General features: G+C 46.7%; 19 protein-coding genes and 1 tRNA gene. 10 read left to right on the top strand and 10 right to left on the bottom strand.

Translation table 11 applies throughout. The annotated features are described in order from the left end of the window. Positions 1-13 precede the first annotated feature (13 nt). Genes ligA through AC8GFU_RS04920 form a run of 5 tightly spaced genes read right to left on the bottom strand, consistent with a single transcriptional unit; the run spans position 14 to position 5,990 of the window. The gene (ligA, locus tag AC8GFU_RS04900; RefSeq protein WP_506626030.1) at positions 14-2,035 is read right to left on the bottom strand and encodes an NAD-dependent DNA ligase LigA; all 2,022 of its coding nucleotides are present in this window, start codon (positions 2,033-2,035) and stop codon (positions 14-16) included. Beyond that, the gene (mnmA, locus tag AC8GFU_RS04905; RefSeq protein ID WP_506626031.1) at positions 2,032-3,105 is read right to left on the bottom strand and encodes a tRNA 2-thiouridine(34) synthase MnmA; all 1,074 of its coding nucleotides are present in this window, start codon (positions 3,103-3,105) and stop codon (positions 2,032-2,034) included. The genes ligA and mnmA overlap by 4 nt, the downstream gene beginning before the upstream one ends. Beyond that, positions 3,102-4,244: a cysteine desulfurase family protein gene (locus tag AC8GFU_RS04910; RefSeq protein ID WP_506626032.1), complete on the bottom strand. Its 1,143-nt coding sequence runs from the start codon at positions 4,242-4,244 to the stop codon at positions 3,102-3,104. Before AC8GFU_RS04910 ends, mnmA begins: the two co-directional genes overlap by 4 nt. Before the next feature lie 10 nt (positions 4,245-4,254). Then, the gene (locus tag AC8GFU_RS04915) at positions 4,255-5,208 is read right to left on the bottom strand and encodes an electron transfer flavoprotein subunit alpha/FixB family protein (protein WP_506626033.1); all 954 of its coding nucleotides are present in this window, start codon (positions 5,206-5,208) and stop codon (positions 4,255-4,257) included. Continuing rightward, a complete protein-coding gene (locus AC8GFU_RS04920) occupies positions 5,205-5,990 on the bottom strand; it encodes an electron transfer flavoprotein subunit beta/FixA family protein (RefSeq protein WP_506626034.1) in 786 nt (261 codons plus the stop codon). The genes AC8GFU_RS04915 and AC8GFU_RS04920 overlap by 4 nt, the downstream gene beginning before the upstream one ends. A 91-nt stretch (positions 5,991-6,081) precedes the next feature. On the opposite strand from AC8GFU_RS04920, the gene glgX reads away from it, so the two are divergent. From glgX to AC8GFU_RS04950, 6 genes are all read left to right on the top strand, one after another. Next, positions 6,082-8,190: a glycogen debranching protein GlgX gene (gene glgX, locus AC8GFU_RS04925; protein ID WP_506626035.1), complete on the top strand. Its 2,109-nt coding sequence runs from the start codon at positions 6,082-6,084 to the stop codon at positions 8,188-8,190. Between the two features lie 29 nt (positions 8,191-8,219). Continuing rightward, the gene (locus tag AC8GFU_RS04930; protein WP_506626036.1) at positions 8,220-9,128 is read left to right on the top strand and encodes an ACP S-malonyltransferase; all 909 of its coding nucleotides are present in this window, start codon (positions 8,220-8,222) and stop codon (positions 9,126-9,128) included. After that, entirely contained in the window at positions 9,125-10,144 is a 1,020-nt protein-coding gene (locus AC8GFU_RS04935; protein WP_506626037.1) for a beta-ketoacyl-ACP synthase III, read from the top strand. Before AC8GFU_RS04930 ends, AC8GFU_RS04935 begins: the two co-directional genes overlap by 4 nt. A 114-nt stretch (positions 10,145-10,258) precedes the next feature. Further along, entirely contained in the window at positions 10,259-10,507 is a 249-nt protein-coding gene (locus AC8GFU_RS04940; RefSeq protein ID WP_506626038.1) for an acyl carrier protein, read from the top strand. A gap of 10 nt (positions 10,508-10,517) precedes the next feature. After that, the gene (gene fabF, locus AC8GFU_RS04945) at positions 10,518-11,753 is read left to right on the top strand and encodes a beta-ketoacyl-ACP synthase II (protein ID WP_506626039.1); all 1,236 of its coding nucleotides are present in this window, start codon (positions 10,518-10,520) and stop codon (positions 11,751-11,753) included. Beyond that, positions 11,754-13,145, top strand: coding sequence for an acyl-CoA carboxylase subunit beta (locus AC8GFU_RS04950; RefSeq protein ID WP_506626040.1), 1,392 nt, complete (start codon positions 11,754-11,756; stop codon positions 13,143-13,145). Here AC8GFU_RS04950 and AC8GFU_RS04955 read toward each other — a convergent pair. Together AC8GFU_RS04955 and AC8GFU_RS04960 are read right to left on the bottom strand one after the other, a co-directional pair. Further along, positions 13,142-13,900 carry an SIMPL domain-containing protein gene (locus tag AC8GFU_RS04955; protein ID WP_506626041.1) on the bottom strand — a complete coding sequence of 253 codons (759 nt, stop codon included), beginning with the start codon at positions 13,898-13,900 and terminating at the stop codon, positions 13,142-13,144. The genes AC8GFU_RS04950 and AC8GFU_RS04955 overlap by 4 nt on opposite strands. Positions 13,901-13,916: 16 nt before the next feature. Then, on the bottom strand, positions 13,917-14,426 hold the full coding sequence (locus tag AC8GFU_RS04960) for a DUF3145 family protein (protein ID WP_506626042.1): 510 nt from the start codon (positions 14,424-14,426) through the stop codon (positions 13,917-13,919). Between the two features lie 271 nt (positions 14,427-14,697). Between AC8GFU_RS04960 and AC8GFU_RS04965 the strand changes: the two genes are divergently transcribed. Beyond that, complete coding sequence (locus AC8GFU_RS04965) at positions 14,698-14,901, top strand: cold-shock protein (RefSeq protein ID WP_017956305.1); 204 nt, start codon at positions 14,698-14,700, stop codon at positions 14,899-14,901. 53 nt (positions 14,902-14,954) lie between these two features. Here the strand turns inward: AC8GFU_RS04965 and AC8GFU_RS04970 are convergent, their stop codons facing one another. Both AC8GFU_RS04970 and AC8GFU_RS04975 read right to left on the bottom strand, forming a co-directional pair. Continuing rightward, a complete protein-coding gene (locus tag AC8GFU_RS04970) occupies positions 14,955-15,545 on the bottom strand; it encodes a M23 family metallopeptidase (RefSeq protein ID WP_506626043.1) in 591 nt (196 codons plus the stop codon). A gap of 4 nt (positions 15,546-15,549) precedes the next feature. Continuing rightward, a complete protein-coding gene (locus AC8GFU_RS04975) occupies positions 15,550-16,383 on the bottom strand; it encodes a Brp/Blh family beta-carotene 15,15'-dioxygenase (protein ID WP_506626044.1) in 834 nt (277 codons plus the stop codon). Between AC8GFU_RS04975 and AC8GFU_RS04980 the strand changes: the two genes are divergently transcribed. The 3 genes from AC8GFU_RS04980 (at position 16,358) to AC8GFU_RS04990 (ending at position 17,314) form a co-directional block, all read left to right on the top strand. Continuing rightward, entirely contained in the window at positions 16,358-16,894 is a 537-nt protein-coding gene (locus AC8GFU_RS04980; RefSeq protein WP_506626045.1) for a lycopene cyclase domain-containing protein, read from the top strand. The two genes, AC8GFU_RS04975 and AC8GFU_RS04980, sit on opposite strands and share 26 nt — an antisense overlap. Beyond that, positions 16,894-17,226: a lycopene cyclase domain-containing protein gene (locus AC8GFU_RS04985; protein WP_506626046.1), complete on the top strand. Its 333-nt coding sequence runs from the start codon at positions 16,894-16,896 to the stop codon at positions 17,224-17,226. Before AC8GFU_RS04980 ends, AC8GFU_RS04985 begins: the two co-directional genes overlap by 1 nt. A gap of 14 nt (positions 17,227-17,240) precedes the next feature. After that, positions 17,241-17,314, top strand: a tRNA-Ile gene (locus tag AC8GFU_RS04990). 14 nt (positions 17,315-17,328) lie between these two features. Here the strand turns inward: AC8GFU_RS04990 and katG are convergent. Then, complete coding sequence (gene katG / locus AC8GFU_RS04995) at positions 17,329-19,482, bottom strand: catalase/peroxidase HPI (protein ID WP_506626047.1); 2,154 nt, start codon at positions 19,480-19,482, stop codon at positions 17,329-17,331. Between the last annotated feature and the right edge of the window lie 63 nt (positions 19,483-19,545).

Here is a 19,545-nt window from a genome sequence, read left to right on the forward strand (position 1 = left end):
GGCTGTAATACTACTACTTACCAGCTAGAAGCTCTTTGAACTTCGCCTCGTCGATAACTGGTACGCCTAACTCTTGCGCCTTGGCCAACTTAGATCCTGGGTCGCTGCCCACCAAAACATAATCAGTTTTCTTGGATACCGAAGATGATGCTTTTCCGCCATGTGCAGCAATCGTTTCACTAATGCCATCGCGCGAAAATGATTCAAGTCCGCCTGTTACTACAAAGGTAAGTCCTGCCAAGGTCTGCGGAAGTGCCTCTGCAGGTTCATTAATCATACGAACGCCGGCTGCTTCCCACTTCTTAATAATCGCTTTGTGCCAATCAATAGAAAACCATTCAATAATTGAATCGGCGATGATCTGCCCAACTCCATCTACATCAGCAAGTTCGCCAGCTGTTGCTTGAGAAATTGCATGAATCGAACCAAGCGCTGCTGATAATCCTTGTGCAGCTGTTGGCCCTACGTGACGAATGGAAAGTGCAACCAAGGTTCGCCATAAAGGTCTAGTTTTTGCCTCATCCAGTGCTGCTAACAATTTTTCAACATTTGCTGCAGGTGTTCCATCTTTCTTGGTGAAGAAATCTGATGTGGCTAACTTCTTAGCGGTTAGATCAAATAGATCTGACTCATCGGTAATGATCTTTGCATCTAATAGCGCGACCGCAGCTTCGTATCCCAAGATATCGATATCCAAAGCTGCACGAGAACCTATGTAGTAAATGCGTTCACGTAGCTGAGCAGGACAACTTTGAGTGTTTGGACAGCGGATATCGACATCGCCCTGGCTCATTGCGCGAAGTTCAGAGCCACATTCTGGGCATTGCGTTGGCATTACAAAAGCTTTTTCTTTACCAGTTCGTTTTTCAATTACCGGACCAAGAACCTCAGGAATTACATCTCCTGCTTTTCGGATTACAACTTTGTCACCGATGAGTACACCTTTGCGAAGAATTTCTTCGGCGTTATGCAAGGTTGCATTTGTAACTGTTGAGCCGGCTACCTTTACGGGTTCCATAAATGCGAAAGGTGTCACTCGACCAGTTCGACCAACACTTACCTTGATGTCTAGTAACTTTGTTGTGACCTCTTCGGGCGGATATTTATAGGCAATAGCCCACTTTGGTGCGCGTGAGGTAAAGCCCAACTGTTGCTGTTGAGATAGCGAATCAACCTTAATTACTACGCCATCGATTTCGTGCTCAACATCGTGACGGTGATCTGCGTAGTACTGAATGAACTTTTCTACCTCTTTACGTGTTCCGCACACCTTAAAGCGATCACTTGTTGGCAGCCCAAGAGTTTTCAAGACTGCATAAGCACCACTTTGGGAATCAAATGAGATTCCATCCTTGGCTCCAACTCCGTGCACAACTACGGATAAAGGACGGGATGCTGTTATACGTGGATCCTTTTGACGAAGCGAGCCGGCTGCTCCATTGCGAGGGTTTGCAAAGAGTTGCTTGCCAGCTTCCTCTAATGACTCATTGAGTTCGTTAAATGCAGCAATTGGGAAAAATACCTCGCCGCGAATTTCAATAAGAGCAGGGTTATCTTTACCTTTGAGTTGGTGCGGAAGATTCTTTATTGTTTTTACATTTAGAGTGACATCTTCACCCGTTACTCCATTGCCGCGAGTTAAACCACGAGTCAGAACTCCCTTTTCATAAGTCAGGTTGATTGCAAGACCATCAACCTTCACCTCGCAAAGATATGAAGGCGCCGAGATATCCTTTTCAACGCGATCAAACCAGGTTGCTAGCTCCTCTAAATCAAAAACATTATCAAGACTCATCATCTTTTCGATGTGATCGCGCTGTTCAAACTGAGTTGAAAATCCCCCACCTACATGTTGAGTCGGTGAATCAGCCTCGCGGAGTTCAGGGTTCTTATCTTCCAGCTGCTGAAGTTCTTTTAATAGCTCATCAAATTGTGCATCAGTGATTGTTGGTTCATCTAAAACGTAATACTTGAATTGGTGATCTCGAATCTCGTTGATCAGCTCAGTCATACGGTGGCGAGCGTTATTTGTCATTGCGTCTCGCAGATTGTTGCCGAACCAACTACCCGATCACCATCGTAAATAACCATTGCTTGGCCAGTTGCAAGACCAAGTAAAGGTTCATCTAATTGAGCAACCAACAGGGTGCCATCAAAGAAATAGGTACAAGGAAGTGCGGCGCCATGTGCACGAACCTGTACAAAGCCGCGCTTTTCTTCATTAGTAACCGCAGGACCACACCACACTGGTCGTTCTCCGCGCATCGTGGAAATTGCAAGATCTTCACGAGCTCCAACTACAACTGTGTTTGTCACTGGCTCGATCTTCAAAACAAATCGTGGTGAACCATCGGCGGTTGGAACTGTCAGACCTAAACCTTTTCGCTGACCAATTGTGTATGTGTATGCACCGTTATGTTCGCCGATCTTCTTTCCATCTTGATCAACGATTGGTCCAACCTCGCTGCCTAAACGATCGCGAAGCCAACCGGCGTTATCTCCTGATGGAACAAAACAAATGTCATGGCTATCTGGCTTTTGCGCAACAGCCAAACCACGACGTTCTGCCTCGGCGCGAATATCAACCTTTGTTGTATCTCCTAAGGGAAAAATTGCGCCAGCGATTTGTTCGACGGTTAGTACTGACAAAACGTAGGACTGATCCTTTGAATGATCTACCGCTCGATGCAGAGTTTTTCCTGAATCTGAAATTTGGGTGCGTGCATAGTGACCGGTGACTACTCCATCAAAACCCATTGCGCGTGCGCGATCTAAAACCGCAGCAAACTTAATTTTTTCATTGCAACGCAAACATGGATTTGGGGTTCGACCTGCAGAGTATTCAGCTAAGAAATCTTCAACAACACCATCGTGAAACTCTTCAGCCATGTCCCAGATGTAGAAGGGAATTCCGATTACATCTGCAGCACGTCGTGCATCATGTGAGTCTTCGATGGTGCAACATCCGCGCGCACCTGATCGATATTTTTGTGGATTTGCTGCAAGAGCTAGGTGAACACCAATAACTTCATGCCCTGCTTCAACTGCGCGGGCAGCGGCAACGGCAGAATCAACTCCACCGCTCATTGCTGCAATTAATTTCATAGGTTGTTCGCCGCCCGTCCTCGGCTAATTACATCGGGCAACACCGACAAAACATAATCAACATCAGTCTGTGTTGAGCTAGAACCAAATGAAAAGCGAAGTGAAGACTGGGCTGTTACTTCATTGTGCCCCATGGCAAGCAATACATGACTTGCTTCATGCACACCTGCGCTGCAGGCAGAGCCCGTTGAAGCTGAAACATGGGCGCCATCTAGCAGCAATAACAAGGTGTCGCTTTGTGTTCCGGGGAATGTCACATTCACGATGCCGGGCAAGCGATCGGATGTTTCTCCATTTATATAAGCATCTGGTACTGCGTTTTTAACGCCGGCAATAAATGAATCTCGTAGATGTGAAACATTTTTGCTGGGATAGTTTTCATGTGCTGCTTGCGCAAAGGCAACGATGCTTGGTGCATTCAAGGTTCCACTTCTAATTTCACGCTCTTGTCCCCCACCATGCAACAGTGCAGGAATCTCAAATGCTCTGCGCAAAATTAGCGCTCCAATTCCTAATGGGCCACCAACTTTATGGGCACTTAAAGTTAAGGCGGTAACACCTAAATCTTTGTAAGAAAGCGCCACCTTTTTAAAACTTTGCACTGCGTCGGTGTGCACAGGTAAATCCCCTGCTATTTCGACAACCTCTTTAATTGGTTGCAGCACGCCAGTTTCATTATTGGAATGCATAATTGAAATGACAGCGATCTCAGAGCCACGAGCCGAAACCGTGTCACGTAAAACCTGTAGATCGATTACGCCATTCTTGGATGTCGGAATTGTGATTACTTCTGCACCTTCATGTGTATGCAGCCAATGTGCCGGATCCAAAATCGCATGATGTTCAATTTGCGAGATAACAACAACCTGCTTGCCATGCTTTTTTCCATTCCAGAACAAACCCTTGAGCGCAATATTGTTTGCCTCTGTTCCGGATGCGGTAAAAATGACTTCAGTCGGCAGACAATCAACCTGTTGTGCAATTAGTTCGCGTGCATCCTCTAACGCTTTGCGAGCAGCGCGTCCATGTGAGTGAAGACTTGAAGGGTTTCCCAGAAGTTGCATTTGCTGCGAAATAGCAGAGATTGCGGCAGGCGACATTGGTGTCGTTGCAGCATGGTCTACGTAGATCGAAGGCATAGGCCTAAGTCTATGACTTGTGGGCTTTTACGCCTTCCGTTGCCTGAGGCAGCACCGCAAATAGATCACCAATCACGCCAAAATCTGCGATTTCAAAGAGCGGTGCTTCGGGATCCTTGTTAACAACCACGATGCTCTTACTGGTCTGCATTCCGGCACGGTGTTGGATCGCACCTGAGATTCCACATGCAACATATAGCTGTGGGCTAACAGTTTTTCCTGTTTGGCCAACTTGATATGAATGTGGATACCAACCAGCATCAGTTGCAGCACGTGATGCACCAACTGCTGCACCAAGTGAATCTGCAAAGCCTTCAACAGCTGCAAAATCTCCGTTTGTGCCACGACCACCTGAAACAACAATGTTTGCTTCGGTAAGTTCTGGACGGCCACCTTGAACAGGAGGTTGTGAGGATGTCACCGTTGCTTTCTTTGAAGCGTCTGTTACTTGCAATGACAAGGTTTCAACTACAGCAGATGAATCAGCTGTGTTCGCATCAATTGAATTAGGACGCACTGTGATGATCGGCGTTCCGTGTGAAACCTTTGAATGCACCGTTGTAGATCCACCGAACACAAGTTGAGTAGCTGTTGCATCTGCAGAAACATCAACTGCATCGGTAATGATTCCTGAATTGCACTTAACCGCGGTGCGAGCAGCAACCTCTTTGCCAAATGCATGTGATGCAATTAAAACCGCGGCTGGAGATTGGGCAGCAATAACTTGTGCAAGTACATCTGCTACCGCTGCAACTCCGTTAGCAGCAAATGCATCTGATTCAACAACAACTATTTTTGAAATCGGCCCACGGTTTAAGGAGGCTGCATATGCTGCTCCTTGACCGGCAGGAGCAAGCACTACCGCTGTTACATCGCCAATACGAGCACCAGCCGTTGCTAATTCAGCATTTGTCTTGGTTGCCTTAGAGCCAACGAAGTCAGCAAGAATCAATACATTGCTCATATCAACTTCTTCTCTGCTAGGAATGAAACTAGTTGAGTTCCACCAGAACCATCATCTGTAACTTTGACACCTGCTGCACGAGGTGGACGTGGTGTTGCATCTGCAACAAGTGACCACGCACCTTCTGCTGAAACTCCAACAGCTGCTAAATCTTTACTTTCAATTGTTTTTTTCTTTGCAGCCATGATTCCCTTGAATGACGGGTATCGAGGTTCATTAATCTTTTCTACAACTGAAACCACAACTGGAAACTGACCATGCATCTCATCAACGCCAGCTTCTGTAACACGTGTAATTGAAACCTTGCTTGATGCTGGATCAACGGTGACCTTTGAAGCAAAGGTAAGTTGTGCAGCACCAAGTCGTTCAGCCAACATCGCTGGCACAACACTCATACGTGCATCTGTTGATTCAGTTCCACAAATAACTAACTCGTATCCACCCTGTGCAATTACGGCGGCAAGTACGGCAGAGGTTGCGAGCGCATCTGCGCCGGCAAGCTTTGGATCGGTTACCAAGATCGCATCATTTGCACCCATTGAAAGTGCTTTGCGAACCGCTTCAGTTGCGCGCTCTGGTCCCATTGAAATCACGGTGACGGTATTGCTGCCACCATCTTCATTGCCACCATGTGCTTCAGCAATACGAAGCGCTTCTTCAACGGCGTACTCATCAAGGTCGTTAAGAACTGCATCAACATTCTCGCGATCGAGAACTCCATTGACCATCTTCTTCTCGGCCCATGAATCTGGAACTTGCTTTACGCATACGGCGATTTTCATAAGCGAAATGTTACTGGTGAGTAACCCAATTGGCTACCTAATCACACCAAATCAACCCTCTTTTTACGCCTGTTCAGGGCAGGATAACCGCATGCTTCCAGCCGATCCCCGAACCCTTGGCTCTACCGTCACCGACGGTGGAACCAACTTCGCTATATGGAGCAACGCCGCCGATGCAGTGGAGCTGTGCCTCTTTAATGAGGTCAACGGCAAGATGGTTGAAACCCGCTTTGCGATGTCTCATCGCAACGGCCCCATCTGGCATGGCTACTTAGCTGGGGTGCGACCAGGACAGCGCTATGGATATCGCGTTTATGGTCCTTGGCTTCCTGAACATGGTGTTCGTTTTAATGCGGCGAAGTTGTTGCTTGATCCTTATGCGCATGCAACCGATGGAGAAGTGAATTACTGCCCTGAAATTTACGGACATGTTGCAGATGATGCTTTAGGCAATGGAGATTTAAGCAAGCGCGATCCACGTGACAGCGCAGGCAAAGTTCCATACTCAGTTGTAACAGATGCCGGTGTTCGCGAGATTAATCGTCCATTAGTACCTTGGGCCAAGACCGTTATTTATGAAGCGCATGTAAAAGGCCTGACCGCATTTAATAATGAAATTCCCGAACATGAACGTGGAACATATAAAGCACTTGGACACCCAAGCACGATTGCACATTTAAAGTCGATTGGAATTACTGCCCTAGAGCTACTTCCGATTGCGCAATCAGTAACCGAACCAACAATTTATGGTCGCGGACGAATAAATCATTGGGGCTATAACTCACTGTTGTTTACAGCTCCACATCGCGCCTATGCAGCATCACATGACCCTATTGCTGAACTTCAATGGGCGGTTGATCAACTCCACAACGCTGGCATCGAAGTCATCATGGATGTTGTGTACAACCACACAGCCGAAGGTGGCGTAGGTGGTCCAACTCTTTCTTATAAAGGTATTGATAACCACGGCTACTACCGACAAGATGCCAATGGAAATTATGTTGATGTAACTGGTTGCGGAAATACCTTTGCTGCAAGCAAGCCGCACAATGTTCGCCAAATTGTGGATTCGCTTCGCTGGTGGATTGAAGTTATCGGAATTGATGGTTTTAGATTTGATTTAACAACAGCTCTGTACACCAGCAATAGCGCCTTTAATTCATCACTGATGGCAGCAATTGGTGCTGATTCGGTGCTCCGTAACTTCAAAATGATTGCTGAACCATGGGATGTTTCTCGTTACTCACTAGGCGATTTCCCACACCCTTGGCGCGAATGGAACGATGCCTATCGTGACTCGGTACGTCAATTCTGGTTGGGCGATTTAGCTCGTGGGTATGGTGAGGGTGTTTCAGATATTGCATCCAGCATTAGTGGTTCTAGCCGTATCTTCCACTATCGCGGACCAACCTCATCGATTAACTTTGTTGCAGCCCATGATGGTTTCACTATCCATGACATGGTTTCTTACAACCATAAGCACAATGAAGCTAACCTCGAAGATAATAAAGATGGCAATGACTCAAATCGTTCGTGGAATGTTGGACATGAAGGTGAAACTAATGTCGCCACTATCAACGAGGTTCGTCATCGTTTAAAGAAATCCTTACTTGCAACATTAATGCTTTCTTCTGGTGTGCCGATGCTCAACATGGGAGATGAAGTAAGCCGAACGCAAAATGGTTCTAACAACGGATACTCACTACCCCTGGATCATTCAGTACCTTCTGTTGAATCATACGGAGGCGGATGGGCGCTTCCGTGGCAGCTCGATGAAATGCAAGCTGATACTTTGGCGGCGATGCAATCACTGTCACAGATTCGTGAAACTTATCTTGCTGATGTCGCATCAGAGTTTTTCACTGGCGCTTTAGACAAAGGTACAAATAGAAAAGATATTGCCTGGTTTTCGCTAGGCGGCAACGAGATGAGCGATGACCACTGGCGCGATGAAGAAAAGCGAAGCATTACTGTTTTTGTTGAAGCAGATCCCAATAAAGGTTTGCTCTTGATGCTGAACTCATCTGCCGAACAAACCACATTTACATTGCCAGATAGCAGTTGGGGTGAAACCTTTAGATGCATCTTTGATGCTTCAAAAAATACAAGTAGCTACGAACCTGTTATTGCTGCACCTTCTGCAAAGGTCCAGGTTCCTGAACACAGCGTTCTTGTTTGGCTTGTGTCGCGTACTAGATAGTAAGTAATAACTCGCACTAACATCTGTATGTGCTCGCAATCATCGCTCCTGGTCAAGGTTCGCAAACCCCAGGAATGTTCAATAGTTGGATTGAAGATCCAGCGCTGAAAGATTTAATCCTTTCGTGGTCGGATGCAATTGGTTTAGATCTTTTACGCCTTGGAACGACTGCGGATGCAGATGAAATTAAAGATACGGCCAACGCGCAGCCATTGATTGTTGCCGCTTCCCTATTGGGCGCACATGCCCTTGGAATCAAGAGTTGTGCAGTCACTTCTGGCCATTCAGTTGGCGAATTAGCTGCAGCAGCTCTTTCTGGTGCAATTTCCGAAAGTGATGCATTAACCATTGTTCGCGCACGTGGAATTGAAATGGCAAAGGCAGCCGCTTCTGCTCCTGCAGGAATGTCGGCTGTATTAGGTGGTGATCGCGCTGAAGTGTTAGCAGCGATTGCTGCTTTGAATTTAGTGCCCGCAAATGACAATGGTGCAGGACAAATAGTTGCAGCAGGCGAACTGCAAGCGTTAGCAACTCTGGGCGAGAATCCACCTACAGGTGCTCGGGTTCGCGCGCTAGCTGTAGCAGGAGCTTTTCACACCGATTTTATGAAACCTGCGGTAGAACCACTTAGAAATTTAGCATCTACGGTTTCAACGCACTCTGTTTCAATTCAGGTTATTTCCAATAAAGATGGCGAAGTTGTTACCGATGGCGCCGAAGTTCTTAACCGGATTGTCAATCAAATTGCTAACCCAGTGCGCTGGGATTTATGCATGGAACGATTGAAATCACTAGGTGTTACGGGTGTCATTGAACTTCCTCCAGCTGGAACTCTGGTTGGCTTACTAAAGCGCGCAGCAGCTGAGATCGAAACCTTTGCTCTAAAGAGCGCTGATGATTTAACCGCAGCACGAGAGTTCGCAGGAAGGCACGCATGAGCATCAAAGTTGCACCAGTAGGGCACAGCAGAATTTTATCTGTTGGTACTTATCGCCCTCACCGCGTTGTTCCAAACTCTGAAATTGTTGACCGCATCGAATCAACTGATGAATGGATTCAGCAACGTACTGGTATTGAAGCCCGTCGATTTGCCGGAGATGATGAAACTGTTATCTCGATGGCGAAGGCTGCCTGCGAAATGGCTCTGAAGCGTGCCAAGTTAACAATTCAAGATATCGATACTGTCATTCTTTCTACGATCTCCTATCCGTTTCAGGCACCAAGTGCTGCAACAGAGTTAATCAATGAACTCGGAAATCCAAAGGCTGCAGCCTTTGATATCAGCGCTGCATGTGCTGGGTTTTGCTACGGCGTAGGAATGGGAAGTGATCTTGTTCGTTCAGGAACTTCGAAAAATGTATTAGTAATTGGCGTCGAAAAATTGTCGGACTACACAGATCCTGATGATCGCGCTACCGCCTTTATCTTTGCCGATGGCGCAGGTGCGGTTGTAATCGGTCAAAGTGATCAACCTCGAATCGCTCAAACAATTTGGGGATCTGATGCAGATTCTCGTGATGCGATTACATTAACCCCATCATTTTTAGATTTTAAAAAGAATCCAGATAAAGGTGTCGGCGATTTAGGCTGGCCAAATATTTCACAACAGGGACAAACTGTTTTCCGCTGGGCGGTGTACTCAATGAGCAAAGTTGGATTGAAGGCGCTTGAAGCAGCAGGTGTAACAGTCGATGAGCTAGGCGCGTTCATTCCCCACCAAGCAAATATTCGCATTATCGAAACTATGGCCAAGGAAATGAAGTTGCCTGATTCTGTTTTGATCGCAGATGACATTCGCACAAATGGAAATACATCGGCTGCATCAATTCCACTAGCTATGGATCGAATTTTGGAACAACATCCAGAATTGCATGGCAAGTTAGCGCTTCTCATCGGATATGGCGCAGGATTGGTTTACGCAGGACAGGTTGTGGAACTCCCGCCTAAGCCCTAAAAATTATTGAGATTTAGACCACTTACGGCGAGCAATACTCGTAAGTAAGCGCAGAGTTGATACACAATAAACACCTTGCACAACACCGATCGATGAAGAAGAGGAAATACGACAATGGCACTTGCACAAGCAGATGTACTTGCAGGACTTAAGGAAATCGTTGAAGAGGTAGCTGGTATTCCTGCTGCATCAGTTGAAATGGATAAGAACTTCACTGACGATCTAGATGTTGACTCACTCAGCATGGTTGAGGTTGTAGTTGCAGCTGAAGAGCGTTTCGGCGTAAAGATTCCTGATGAGAGCGTGACAGATCTTGTGACTGTTGGCGACGCAGTAAATTTCATCGTTAACGCATCAAAGTAAGTTTTATTAAATGACTCGTCGTCGCGTTGTTGTCACTGGACTTGGTGCAACCACTCCTCTAGGTGGAGATGTAGCAACTACTTGGGCAGGCTTGTTGGCCGGCAAAAGTGGAGTGCGCTCTTTAACTGAGGATTGGGCACAAACAATTCCAGTGACCTTCGCAGCGCGGGTTGCTGTCGAACCAAGTGAGCAGATGGAGCGCGTTGAAATCAGACGCCTCGATCGCTCAGAACAATTTGGATTAATTGCCTCACGCGAAGCGTGGAAAGATGCTGGATCACCCGAGGTTGATAAAGAACGCCTTGGAGTCGTGGTCGCATCAGGTATCGGTGGAGTTACAACTCTGCTTGATCAATATGACATTTTGAATACCAAGGGTTCTCGTTTGGTCAGTCCCCATACAGTTCCAATGCTCATGCCAAATGGCCCTGCTGCAAATATTGGTCTTGAACTTCAAGCACAAGCTGGAGTTCATACTCCTGTTAGTGCATGTGCATCAGGAGCCGAAGCAATCGGATATGCATTCGACATGATTCGCAATAACCGCGCAGATATCGTTGTTAGCGGTGGAGTTGAAGCTGCCTGTCACGCATTGCCGATGGCAGCTTTTGCAGCGATGAAGGCGCTTTCTACACGTAATGATGATCCAGCACGTGCATCCCGTCCCTATGATCTCAATCGTGATGGCTTTGTACTTGGTGAAGGTGGCGGAATTCTGGTTCTCGAAGAGTACGAGCACGCCAAAGCACGCGGTGCAAAGATTTACTGCGAAATTGCAGGACAAGGTTTGTCTTCAGATGGTTATCACATCGCTGCTCCAGATCCATCTGGAGCAGGTGTACAGCGCGCAGTTAAGTTTGCTTTGAAGGATGCTGACCTAACTACTGCAGATATCGTTCACTTAAATGCGCACGCAACCTCGACTCCAGCAGGAGATGTTGCTGAGGCAAATGCACTTCGCGCAGCACTTGGAAATGACGCTGACCATGTTGCAGTCTCTGCAACTAAATCAATGACAGGCCACTTATTAGGTGGTGCTGGTGCAATTGAATCTGTATTTATTGTGAAGACCATGCAGGATCGAATGGCTCCCCCAACTATCAATATCGATGATTTGGATCCAGCGGTGACAGTAGATGTTGTTCGCGACAAGCCTCGTGCGCTACCTGCCGGTGACATCGCTGCCTTGAATGATTCATTCGGCTTCGGTGGCCATAACGTTGTATTGGTTTTTAAGAGCATCTAAATGTCTCCCACATCGCACGACCCTCGCGACCCAATTTCACGAATTGAGCGCCTGGTTGATGATGGAAAATTTGAATTCTTAGTTCCCCGCACAGAGTGTGGAATGCTCGCAGTTACCGCAACAGTTAAAGGCTGCAAGGTAGTTATTTTTGCATCTGATGCAACTATTAAAAGTGGTGCCCTGGGAGTAGATGGCTCCAAAGTTATTGTTACCGCTTACAAAGCGGCCATGGGTGCACAACTTCCGATAATTGGAATTTGGCACAGTGGTGGTGCGCGTTTAAGCGATGGTGTTGCTTCCCTTGATGCCTTTGGTGAAGTTTTCCAAGCAATGATTTCTGCAAGCGGTCGAATTCCGCAATTATCTTTAGTGCTTGGACCAACTGCAGGTGGCGGTGCATATGGACCAGCGCTTACTGATGTTGTTGTTCTCGCCCCTGAAGGTCGCATCTTTGTAACTGGACCAGATGTTGTTAAGAGTGTTACCGGTGAAGATATTGATATGGCTTTACTTGGTGGGCCAGAGGCGCATAAGAAAAATAGCGGACTTGCACATGTAATCGCAGCTAGCGAGGATGAAGCGATTCAGAACATTCGCGATTTAACCGCACTCTTTGCAAATCAAGGGTTTATGAATCCAGAGATTGAAGATGTAGACCTGTCGCAATTTGTTCCAGAATCAAAGGTTCGAACCTACGAAGTACATCCTTTAGTAGATGCAATTCTTGATCAGGATGCAGAACACATCGAACTGCTTTCCATGTGGGCACCTAACATGACAACAATTGTTGGACGCCTGGGTGGCGCCACCGTTGGAGTGCTTGCAAATAACCCTGCGCACATTGCAGGTGTTCTTGATGCCGCTGCTGGTGAAAAAGCTGCGCGCTTTGTCCGTACCTGCGATGCTTTCGGAATTCCACTAATTGTGATTGCAGATGTTCAAGGTTTCTTACCTGGCGCAGGTCAGGAATGGGAAGGCGCAGTGCGACGCGGCGCAAAGCTGCTGCATGCATTTGGCGAAGCTGTTGTTCCTCGCGTAACTTTGATCACCCGTCGCGCCTATGGTGGCGCATATGTTGCAATGAACTCGAAGTCATTGGGTGCAACTCGGGTATTTGCGTGGCCTGAAGCAGAAGTTTCAGTAATGGGCGCGGTCGCCGCGGTTCGAGTGCTTCATCGTCGCTTACTTGCTGACATCCCAGCAGAGCAACGTGAAGCTATGGAGCTAGAGCTAGCCGCTGAACATGAAAAGGTTTCAGGTGGCGTTGCAAAGGCGATTGAAATTGGTGCTGTTGATGAAATGATCACACCTGCACAAACACGAAGTGCGCTAGCAAAATCAATTGCTAACGCACCTCATCGCCGTGGTTCACACGGCAATATTCCGCTTTAAGACTTGAAGGTTACAGAAACCGTTGCTGTAACAGTCTTTTCAATTGTTGATGTGTCATAAGCACCGTAATCAGCTGTCATAGTTGAATCAGGTGTTGTGATCTGAATTGGTCCAGCCTTTACATTTACAAGTGCGCCAATGTTGCCACCGACAGCCTTTGTAAGTGCTTCTGCACGTACCTTTGCATCCTTCATCGCTTCAGACATTAACTGTGGGCGAAGCTCTGGAAGATTTGAAATGTAGTACTGAGGTCCGTAGTTGTTGGCATTAATTCCAGTTGCAAGCAGTGAACCAATTCCTTGGCTTAGCTTTGAAATTAATTGAACATCCTTAGAGCGCACTGTTACCTCGCGAGAAGCACGGTAGGAAAGGATTCGACCTGTTGCATTTCCGTTGCTGTACTCCTCGTTTGCAAATGTTGAAACTGCCCCAAGAGTTAAGCCATCGGCAGGAATTCCGCCCTTGGTTAAGTAGTCAGATAGTGCTGCGACATCAGCGTCAACCTTCTTTACCGCTGTTGCAACTGTTGGAGAAGAAAGACTTACATTGAGAACCCATACTGCGTTATCTGCAGTTGCTGTTGTCTTTGCAGAACCTGTAACTGTAATTCCGTCACTGCTACGTGAAGCAAATCCTGAACCAACCTTCATTAATCCGCCACCTAGTGCAAGTGAGATAATTACTGCAGCGATGATGATCGTTACCGCTTTGCGGCGTTCGACGGTGATGATTGGGCTTTCGTTGAGTTGAGTCATATGTATATCTTAGCGACTAGATTGCGTGAAGTCGTGGTAGTTCTTGAAGGTCAACACTCCTGAACCGCTCTAACTCTAACTCCCATGAACTTCCCATTAATGCTGCAATTCCTTCGCGAATATTTTCCTCATCAAAAGCTGTAGCAAGCAAGGAGGTAATTTGATTTTCATTAAGAAGCACGGCACCTGACTGATCAACGATTGAACGATGAATTCCAAGTTCTGGAGTAAATCTAAATAACTCTCCCCCAGTTTCGCTTCCTTCAATCACTTCAAAATTTAAGTAATGCCAACTTCGCAACACAGATGCGATCTTTGCTGCTGAACCTTGTTCAGATCGATACTCGAGTTGTGTGCGAAAGGTTCCGGGCATAAGCGGTTGCGGATTCCATGACAGCTTTATCCAGTTTCCAAGCACCCCTTGGATCGCCCAATCAATGTGATGACGCAGAGCAGATGGTGCTGAGTGAATAGTTAAGAAACCTCGAACCTGCTGACGGTTTGAAGGCGTGGTTAAACGTTCCATGGTTCTCCTAGCAAGGTGCGCCAAATGCGACCTTCCCCAGCGGCATTTGCGACCAAACTTGCTTGTCGAACACCTCAATTAGACACCAGTGAGCCTAAAACTGTCTACTCCGCCTTTAGGCATACGGGGCGGTAGGCGGTACAGTTGACCTCAGTCGGACGCTTAATCAGTACCCGTTTCATGTTTTGCATAATCGGTATCGCTGGAGCAAGAGGAAGACCGTGAGTCGAGGATTTCTCGAATCACCCACATATCGAAGGAAAATAAATACATGGCAACAGGCACAGTTAAGTGGTTCAACTCTGAAAAGGGTTTCGGTTTCATTGCGGTTGATGGCGGCGGACAAGATGTTTTTGTTCACTACTCAGCAATCCAGGGTAACGGTTACAAGTCCCTTGAAGAGGGTCAGGCAGTTTCATTTGAGGTCGTACAGGGTCCAAAGGGTCCTCAGGCTGATGCAGTAAACCCTGCCTAATCAACACTAACTATTAAAAAACCCCGCCGGGTAACTGGCGGGGTTTTTTTATTTCACTTCTTAGGAAGCGGAGGAATTTCGCCGACCTTTAACTTGCGGGCATTTACTTCTTTAACTGGAGATAAATCTTTTCCAGCTTTCCACGCATCTAAATACTTCCAAGGCAATACTTCACCACGACGAACCCACCAAATATCTACAGGTGTTGGCCAAGAAATTCCAAAATGAAGGTGTGGCGCAGTTCCTCGCGCACTACCTGTAGCACCAACGGCTCCCAGAACTCTTCCAGCTTTAACTGAAACTCCAGGTTGAATGCTTGATGGAATTGACCGTAGATGCGAGCCGTAATATCGCACTCCATCTGTTCCAATGATTGATACATATAGGCCGCCACGATCAATTCCAAGATTAGTTTTACCGCTCCACAAATCTGTGCGGTTTACTTCATCTACAACTCCATCAATCGGTGCGATGAATTTACAACCAGCTTTAGTCAAAATATCTGTTGCCGCATAATCATGATGTGCACGTGCGTAATTAACCGCGCAATCTGCAACCGGGAAGAGATAAACAGGAGCAGCATTTGCCGGTACAAGAGTTGCACCAGAGAAAATCACAGTGAGCATTAATGCCTTTAACTTCATGTGATTAGGCTAGTGCTGCTTTATCCAATTTAGCGGTAACCGCCATATGAGGAACAGTGAGCGCCCACACAACAACTAGTGCCATCCAGAAGAACTCATCGGTGAAATCTTTACCGCTTAAAGCTAATCCCCCAGCAACTGCAAAGGTTCCAACAAGTGCTGGCAATCCAGGAATGACAGCGTTCAAAAAGGCTTTATTCATCTTTCCTTCACTGAGATTCTGCTTAGTAAGCGGTAACGACAAGGTAAGTCGGGCTGTATGTCGCATCGCATGCCAGCATCCGAAATACACAGCAAATGCGATTAGTGGCGGCGTAAATAGTGCAAGTGCCAGTAATAACATCAGATCAATTGCTTCTCGTACTCTGCGAGTTATTAGCAAGGCCACAACTGAAATCACAGCAAAAGATGTAACCACTACCAAAATTTCTTGATCAAGACCTTGATGCCAATTGATTAATGAAGAGTTCACCTTGGCAAGTGCATCGGTGCTAGCAGAATTAACAAGTGGAATAAATACAGGTGTAAACCCAGCTGCTGGGATATAAAAGAATCTCAGAAGTTTTGCTCTGGCGCTTGATCGCTTATCTATTTCGTTAATAAATGCGGCATCACCAATTCCAAAATGTACTGCGCTCATAAGCAAAACTAAGATGAAACCGATTATGTTGAACTTCAAAATTCCGATTACAGCAACGACCGCTACCGCCACATAGATGAGGACAAACAAAGCCATCTTCTTTGGTTCATTCTTGGGCAAGGTAATCAGGTGATCTAACGCCCCATGAGGAATTCCAATTGCAAGCGCGACGATGGCAAAAGAAATCTGCCAACCCATCGACTCTTTACCTAGTAAACCTGAAAACAGTATTGAGAGAAAAATGGCGGCAGCAACAGCGGCGCTAGAGAAGTTTCGCACCTTGTTAAATAGTCTTACCGCGTTTTCCTGCATGTCACCCCCGTTTTCGGCAACCCTATCAAAGGCAGTTGTGAGAGGATCTGTTGTGCAAAAATTTGGCTACATGGCGATGCTCGCCTTCACAGTTTGTGGCTCTTTTTGGCTTGAGTTTTTTCTAAAGACAAGCGTTGTGCGCCGCTGGAAACGAGCGTTGCTGAGCATTCTTCCTGTTAGCACCTTGTTTCTCATTTGGGATGCGTATGCGATCGCTCAAGGGCACTGGTTCTTTAATCGTGATCGAATGCTCGGGATTTATGGTCCGTTTGATATTCCGCTTGAAGAGTTTTTATTCTTCATCGTTGTTCCAATGGCAGCAATCCTGACCATTGAAGGTGTTACAACTGTTAAACCTCATCTGCGCGAAAAAGAGTTCGGGAAGGATGAGAAGTAATGATTTATAGCGATATTGCAATTGCAGCTTTCGGTATTTCAATCATGGTTGATCTTTTTCTTTTCAAGAACTCGTTGCTTACACGTCTTGCATTTTGGCTCTCTTACATGATCATTTTGCCCTTCCAACTTTTAACAAATTGGTGGTTGACCCACAACAGAAGTGATGGCAAGGCGATCGTTATGTATGACCCTAACTCAATAATCGGAATTCGGATCGCTGCAGCACCATTAGAAGATCTGCTCTTTGGTTTTGCCTTAGTGCTTTCAGTAATGGGCATGTGGGAGTTCTGGGGTCGCAGAGGATTCCAACGCGACAAAAAACTGCAGTAAAGTTCAGCACGCAAGGGGCGGTAGCTCAGTTGGTTAGAGCCCGGAACTCATAATTCCGTCGTCGTCGGTTCGAGCCCGACCCGCCCCACTTCGATATATATATTACTTCAGATCGAAACGATCTGCGTTCATCACCTTGGTCCAAGCAGCAACAAAATCCCTAACAAACTTTTCCTTGTTATCGTTTTGTGCATAGACCTCAGAGTATGAGCGAAGAATTGAGTTTGAACCAAAGACTAGATCTACGCGAGTTGCGGTCCAATCAACAGCACCGGTCTTGCGATCGCGGATGTTGTAAAGGTTCTCCCCTGTCGGCTCCCATACATATTTCATATCGGTTAGGTTCACAAAGAAGTCAGTTGTAAGTGCTCCAACATTCTTTGTAAATACTCCATGTGAAGTGCCTGCATGGTTTGTTCCAAGCACGCGCATTCCACCCATCAGTACTGTCATTTCAGGAGCTGTTAGCCCCATCAACTGTGCACGATCTAGAAGCAACTCTTCTGGGGACACTACATAACTCTTTTGAACCCAGTTACGGAAACCATCGTGAATTGGCTCTAAGACTTTATAGCTATTTACATCGGTCTGCTCTTGCGTTGCATCACCGCGACCTGGAGCAAATGGAACTGCAATCTTTACACCTGCTGCAGCTGCTGCTTTTTCAACTCCAATGTTTCCAGCTAAAACAATTACATCGGCGATGCTTGCGCCGGATTCCTTGGCGATTGGTTCAAGAACAGCCAAAACCTTGTTCAAGCGTGCAGGTTCATTACCCTCCCAATTACGTGCAGGTTCTAAACGAATTCGAGAGCCATTTGCACCACCACGAAGATCTGACCCACGGAAAGTACGTGCGCTATCCCATGCAGTAGCAACTAACTCTGAAACAGTCAGACCAGTTGCTTCAATCTTTGCTTTTACTGCTGCAACATCATAAGAAGTTGTGCCTGCAGGAATTGGATCCTGCCAAATCAAATCTTCTTGAGGAACATCTGGTCCGATGTAACGAACCTTTGGACCCATGTCGCGGTGGGTTAACTTAAACCAAGCGCGAGCAAATGCATCATCGAGCAAGGCTGGATTTTCGTGAAACTTCTTTGAAATTTCTAAATAGATTGGATCTTTGATCATCGCCATATCTGCATCAGTCATCATTGGGTTATAACGAATTGATGAGTCTTCAACATCTACTGGCTTATCTGCTTCTTGAATATTTGTTGGCTCCCATTGGTGCGCACCAGCTGGTGACTTAACAAGTGCCCATTCATGTTTAAAGAGCATCTCAAAATAACCGGAATCCCACTTTGTTGGCTCACTAGTCCAAGCACCTTCTATTCCGCTAGTCACAGTATTGCGACCAACGCCGCGCTTTGAGTGGTTGTTCCACCCCAAACCTTGTTCAAAGATATCTGCCGCCTCTGGAGATGCACCGAGTAGAGAGGCATCACCATTTCCATGTGCTTTACCTACAGTGTGTCCACCTGCAGTAAGCGCGACAGTCTCTTCGTCATTCATCGCCATGCGCGCAAAGGTTTCGCGAACATGTTGAGCGGTCAACAGTGGATTTGAAACTCCGTTAATACCTTCAGGGTTGACATAGATCAGACCCATCTGCACTGCGGCTAATGGGTTTTCAAGAGATGCAGCATTTGTGGTGTCTGCATATCGCTCATCACTTGCCATCATTAATTCTGCTTCAGGTCCCCAGTAAATATCTTTTTCTGGGTGCCACACATCTTCACGTCCGAAGGCGAAACCAAAAGTCTTAAGCCCCATGCTTTCGTAAGCGATTGTTCCGGCCAAAATAAATAGATCGGCCCAACTCAATTTGTTTCCGTACTTTTGCTTAATCGGCCACAGCAAACGTCGAGCCTTATCTAGGTTGCCGTTATCTGGCCAAGAATTTAGTGGTGAGAATCTAAAGCTGCCGGTGCCTGCGCCGCCACGTCCATCTGCAACTCGGTATGTACCTGCAGAGTGCCACGCCATACGAATCATTAATCCGCCGTAGTGACCCCAGTCTGCTGGCCACCACTCTTGCGTCTGCGTCATAAATTGATGCAGATCCTTTTTCAAAGCAGCGACATCTAGGGTCTTGACCGCTTCACGGTAATCAAAATCTTCTCCGAGGGGATTTGTCTTGCGATCATGTTGATGCAATATGTCTAGGTTGAGGGCGTTTGGATACACGTAGGTATTTGTCTCGGCTCCGTGAGTGATTGCACCATGAGCAACTGGGCACTTTCCATCCATGATTTCCCCCTGTGTTAAGTATGACGACGCCTAAGTATGGGTTGCTCTGTGTGTGCCCGCAAA

Origin of the sequence: Planktophila warneckei (SeqCode), assembly GCF_965234675.1 — a bacterium.
Lineage (GTDB): Bacteria > Actinomycetota > Actinomycetes > Nanopelagicales > Nanopelagicaceae > Planktophila > Planktophila warneckei.

Bases quoted from the DNA above. Each gene is read 5' to 3' on its own strand.
- AC8GFU_RS04960 (WP_506626042.1), bottom strand. From the start codon at position 14,426: ATGGAACGTTTAACCACGCCTTCAAACCGTCAGCAGGTTCGAGGTTTC.
- katG (WP_506626047.1), bottom strand. From the start codon at position 19,482: ATGGATGGAAAGTGCCCAGTTGCTCATGGTGCAATCACTCACGGAGCC.
- AC8GFU_RS04910 (WP_506626032.1), bottom strand. From the start codon at position 4,244: ATGCCTTCGATCTACGTAGACCATGCTGCAACGACACCAATGTCGCCT.
- AC8GFU_RS04970 (WP_506626043.1), bottom strand. From the start codon at position 15,545: ATGAAGTTAAAGGCATTAATGCTCACTGTGATTTTCTCTGGTGCAACT.
- AC8GFU_RS04950 (WP_506626040.1), top strand. From the start codon at position 11,754: ATGTCTCCCACATCGCACGACCCTCGCGACCCAATTTCACGAATTGAG.
- fabF (WP_506626039.1), top strand. From the start codon at position 10,518: ATGACTCGTCGTCGCGTTGTTGTCACTGGACTTGGTGCAACCACTCCT.
- AC8GFU_RS04965 (WP_017956305.1), top strand. From the start codon at position 14,698: ATGGCAACAGGCACAGTTAAGTGGTTCAACTCTGAAAAGGGTTTCGGT.
- ligA (WP_506626030.1), bottom strand. From the start codon at position 2,035: ATGACAAATAACGCTCGCCACCGTATGACTGAGCTGATCAACGAGATT.
- AC8GFU_RS04975 (WP_506626044.1), bottom strand. From the start codon at position 16,383: ATGGGTTGGCAGATTTCTTTTGCCATCGTCGCGCTTGCAATTGGAATT.
- AC8GFU_RS04985 (WP_506626046.1), top strand. From the start codon at position 16,894: ATGATTTATAGCGATATTGCAATTGCAGCTTTCGGTATTTCAATCATG.
- glgX (WP_506626035.1), top strand. From the start codon at position 6,082: ATGCTTCCAGCCGATCCCCGAACCCTTGGCTCTACCGTCACCGACGGT.
- AC8GFU_RS04955 (WP_506626041.1), bottom strand. From the start codon at position 13,900: ATGACTCAACTCAACGAAAGCCCAATCATCACCGTCGAACGCCGCAAA.
- AC8GFU_RS04920 (WP_506626034.1), bottom strand. From the start codon at position 5,990: ATGAAAATCGCCGTATGCGTAAAGCAAGTTCCAGATTCATGGGCCGAG.
- mnmA (WP_506626031.1), bottom strand. From the start codon at position 3,105: ATGAAATTAATTGCAGCAATGAGCGGTGGAGTTGATTCTGCCGTTGCC.
- AC8GFU_RS04915 (WP_506626033.1), bottom strand. From the start codon at position 5,208: ATGAGCAATGTATTGATTCTTGCTGACTTCGTTGGCTCTAAGGCAACC.
- AC8GFU_RS04935 (WP_506626037.1), top strand. From the start codon at position 9,125: ATGAGCATCAAAGTTGCACCAGTAGGGCACAGCAGAATTTTATCTGTT.
- AC8GFU_RS04980 (WP_506626045.1), top strand. From the start codon at position 16,358: ATGGCAAAAGAAATCTGCCAACCCATCGACTCTTTACCTAGTAAACCT.
- AC8GFU_RS04940 (WP_506626038.1), top strand. From the start codon at position 10,259: ATGGCACTTGCACAAGCAGATGTACTTGCAGGACTTAAGGAAATCGTT.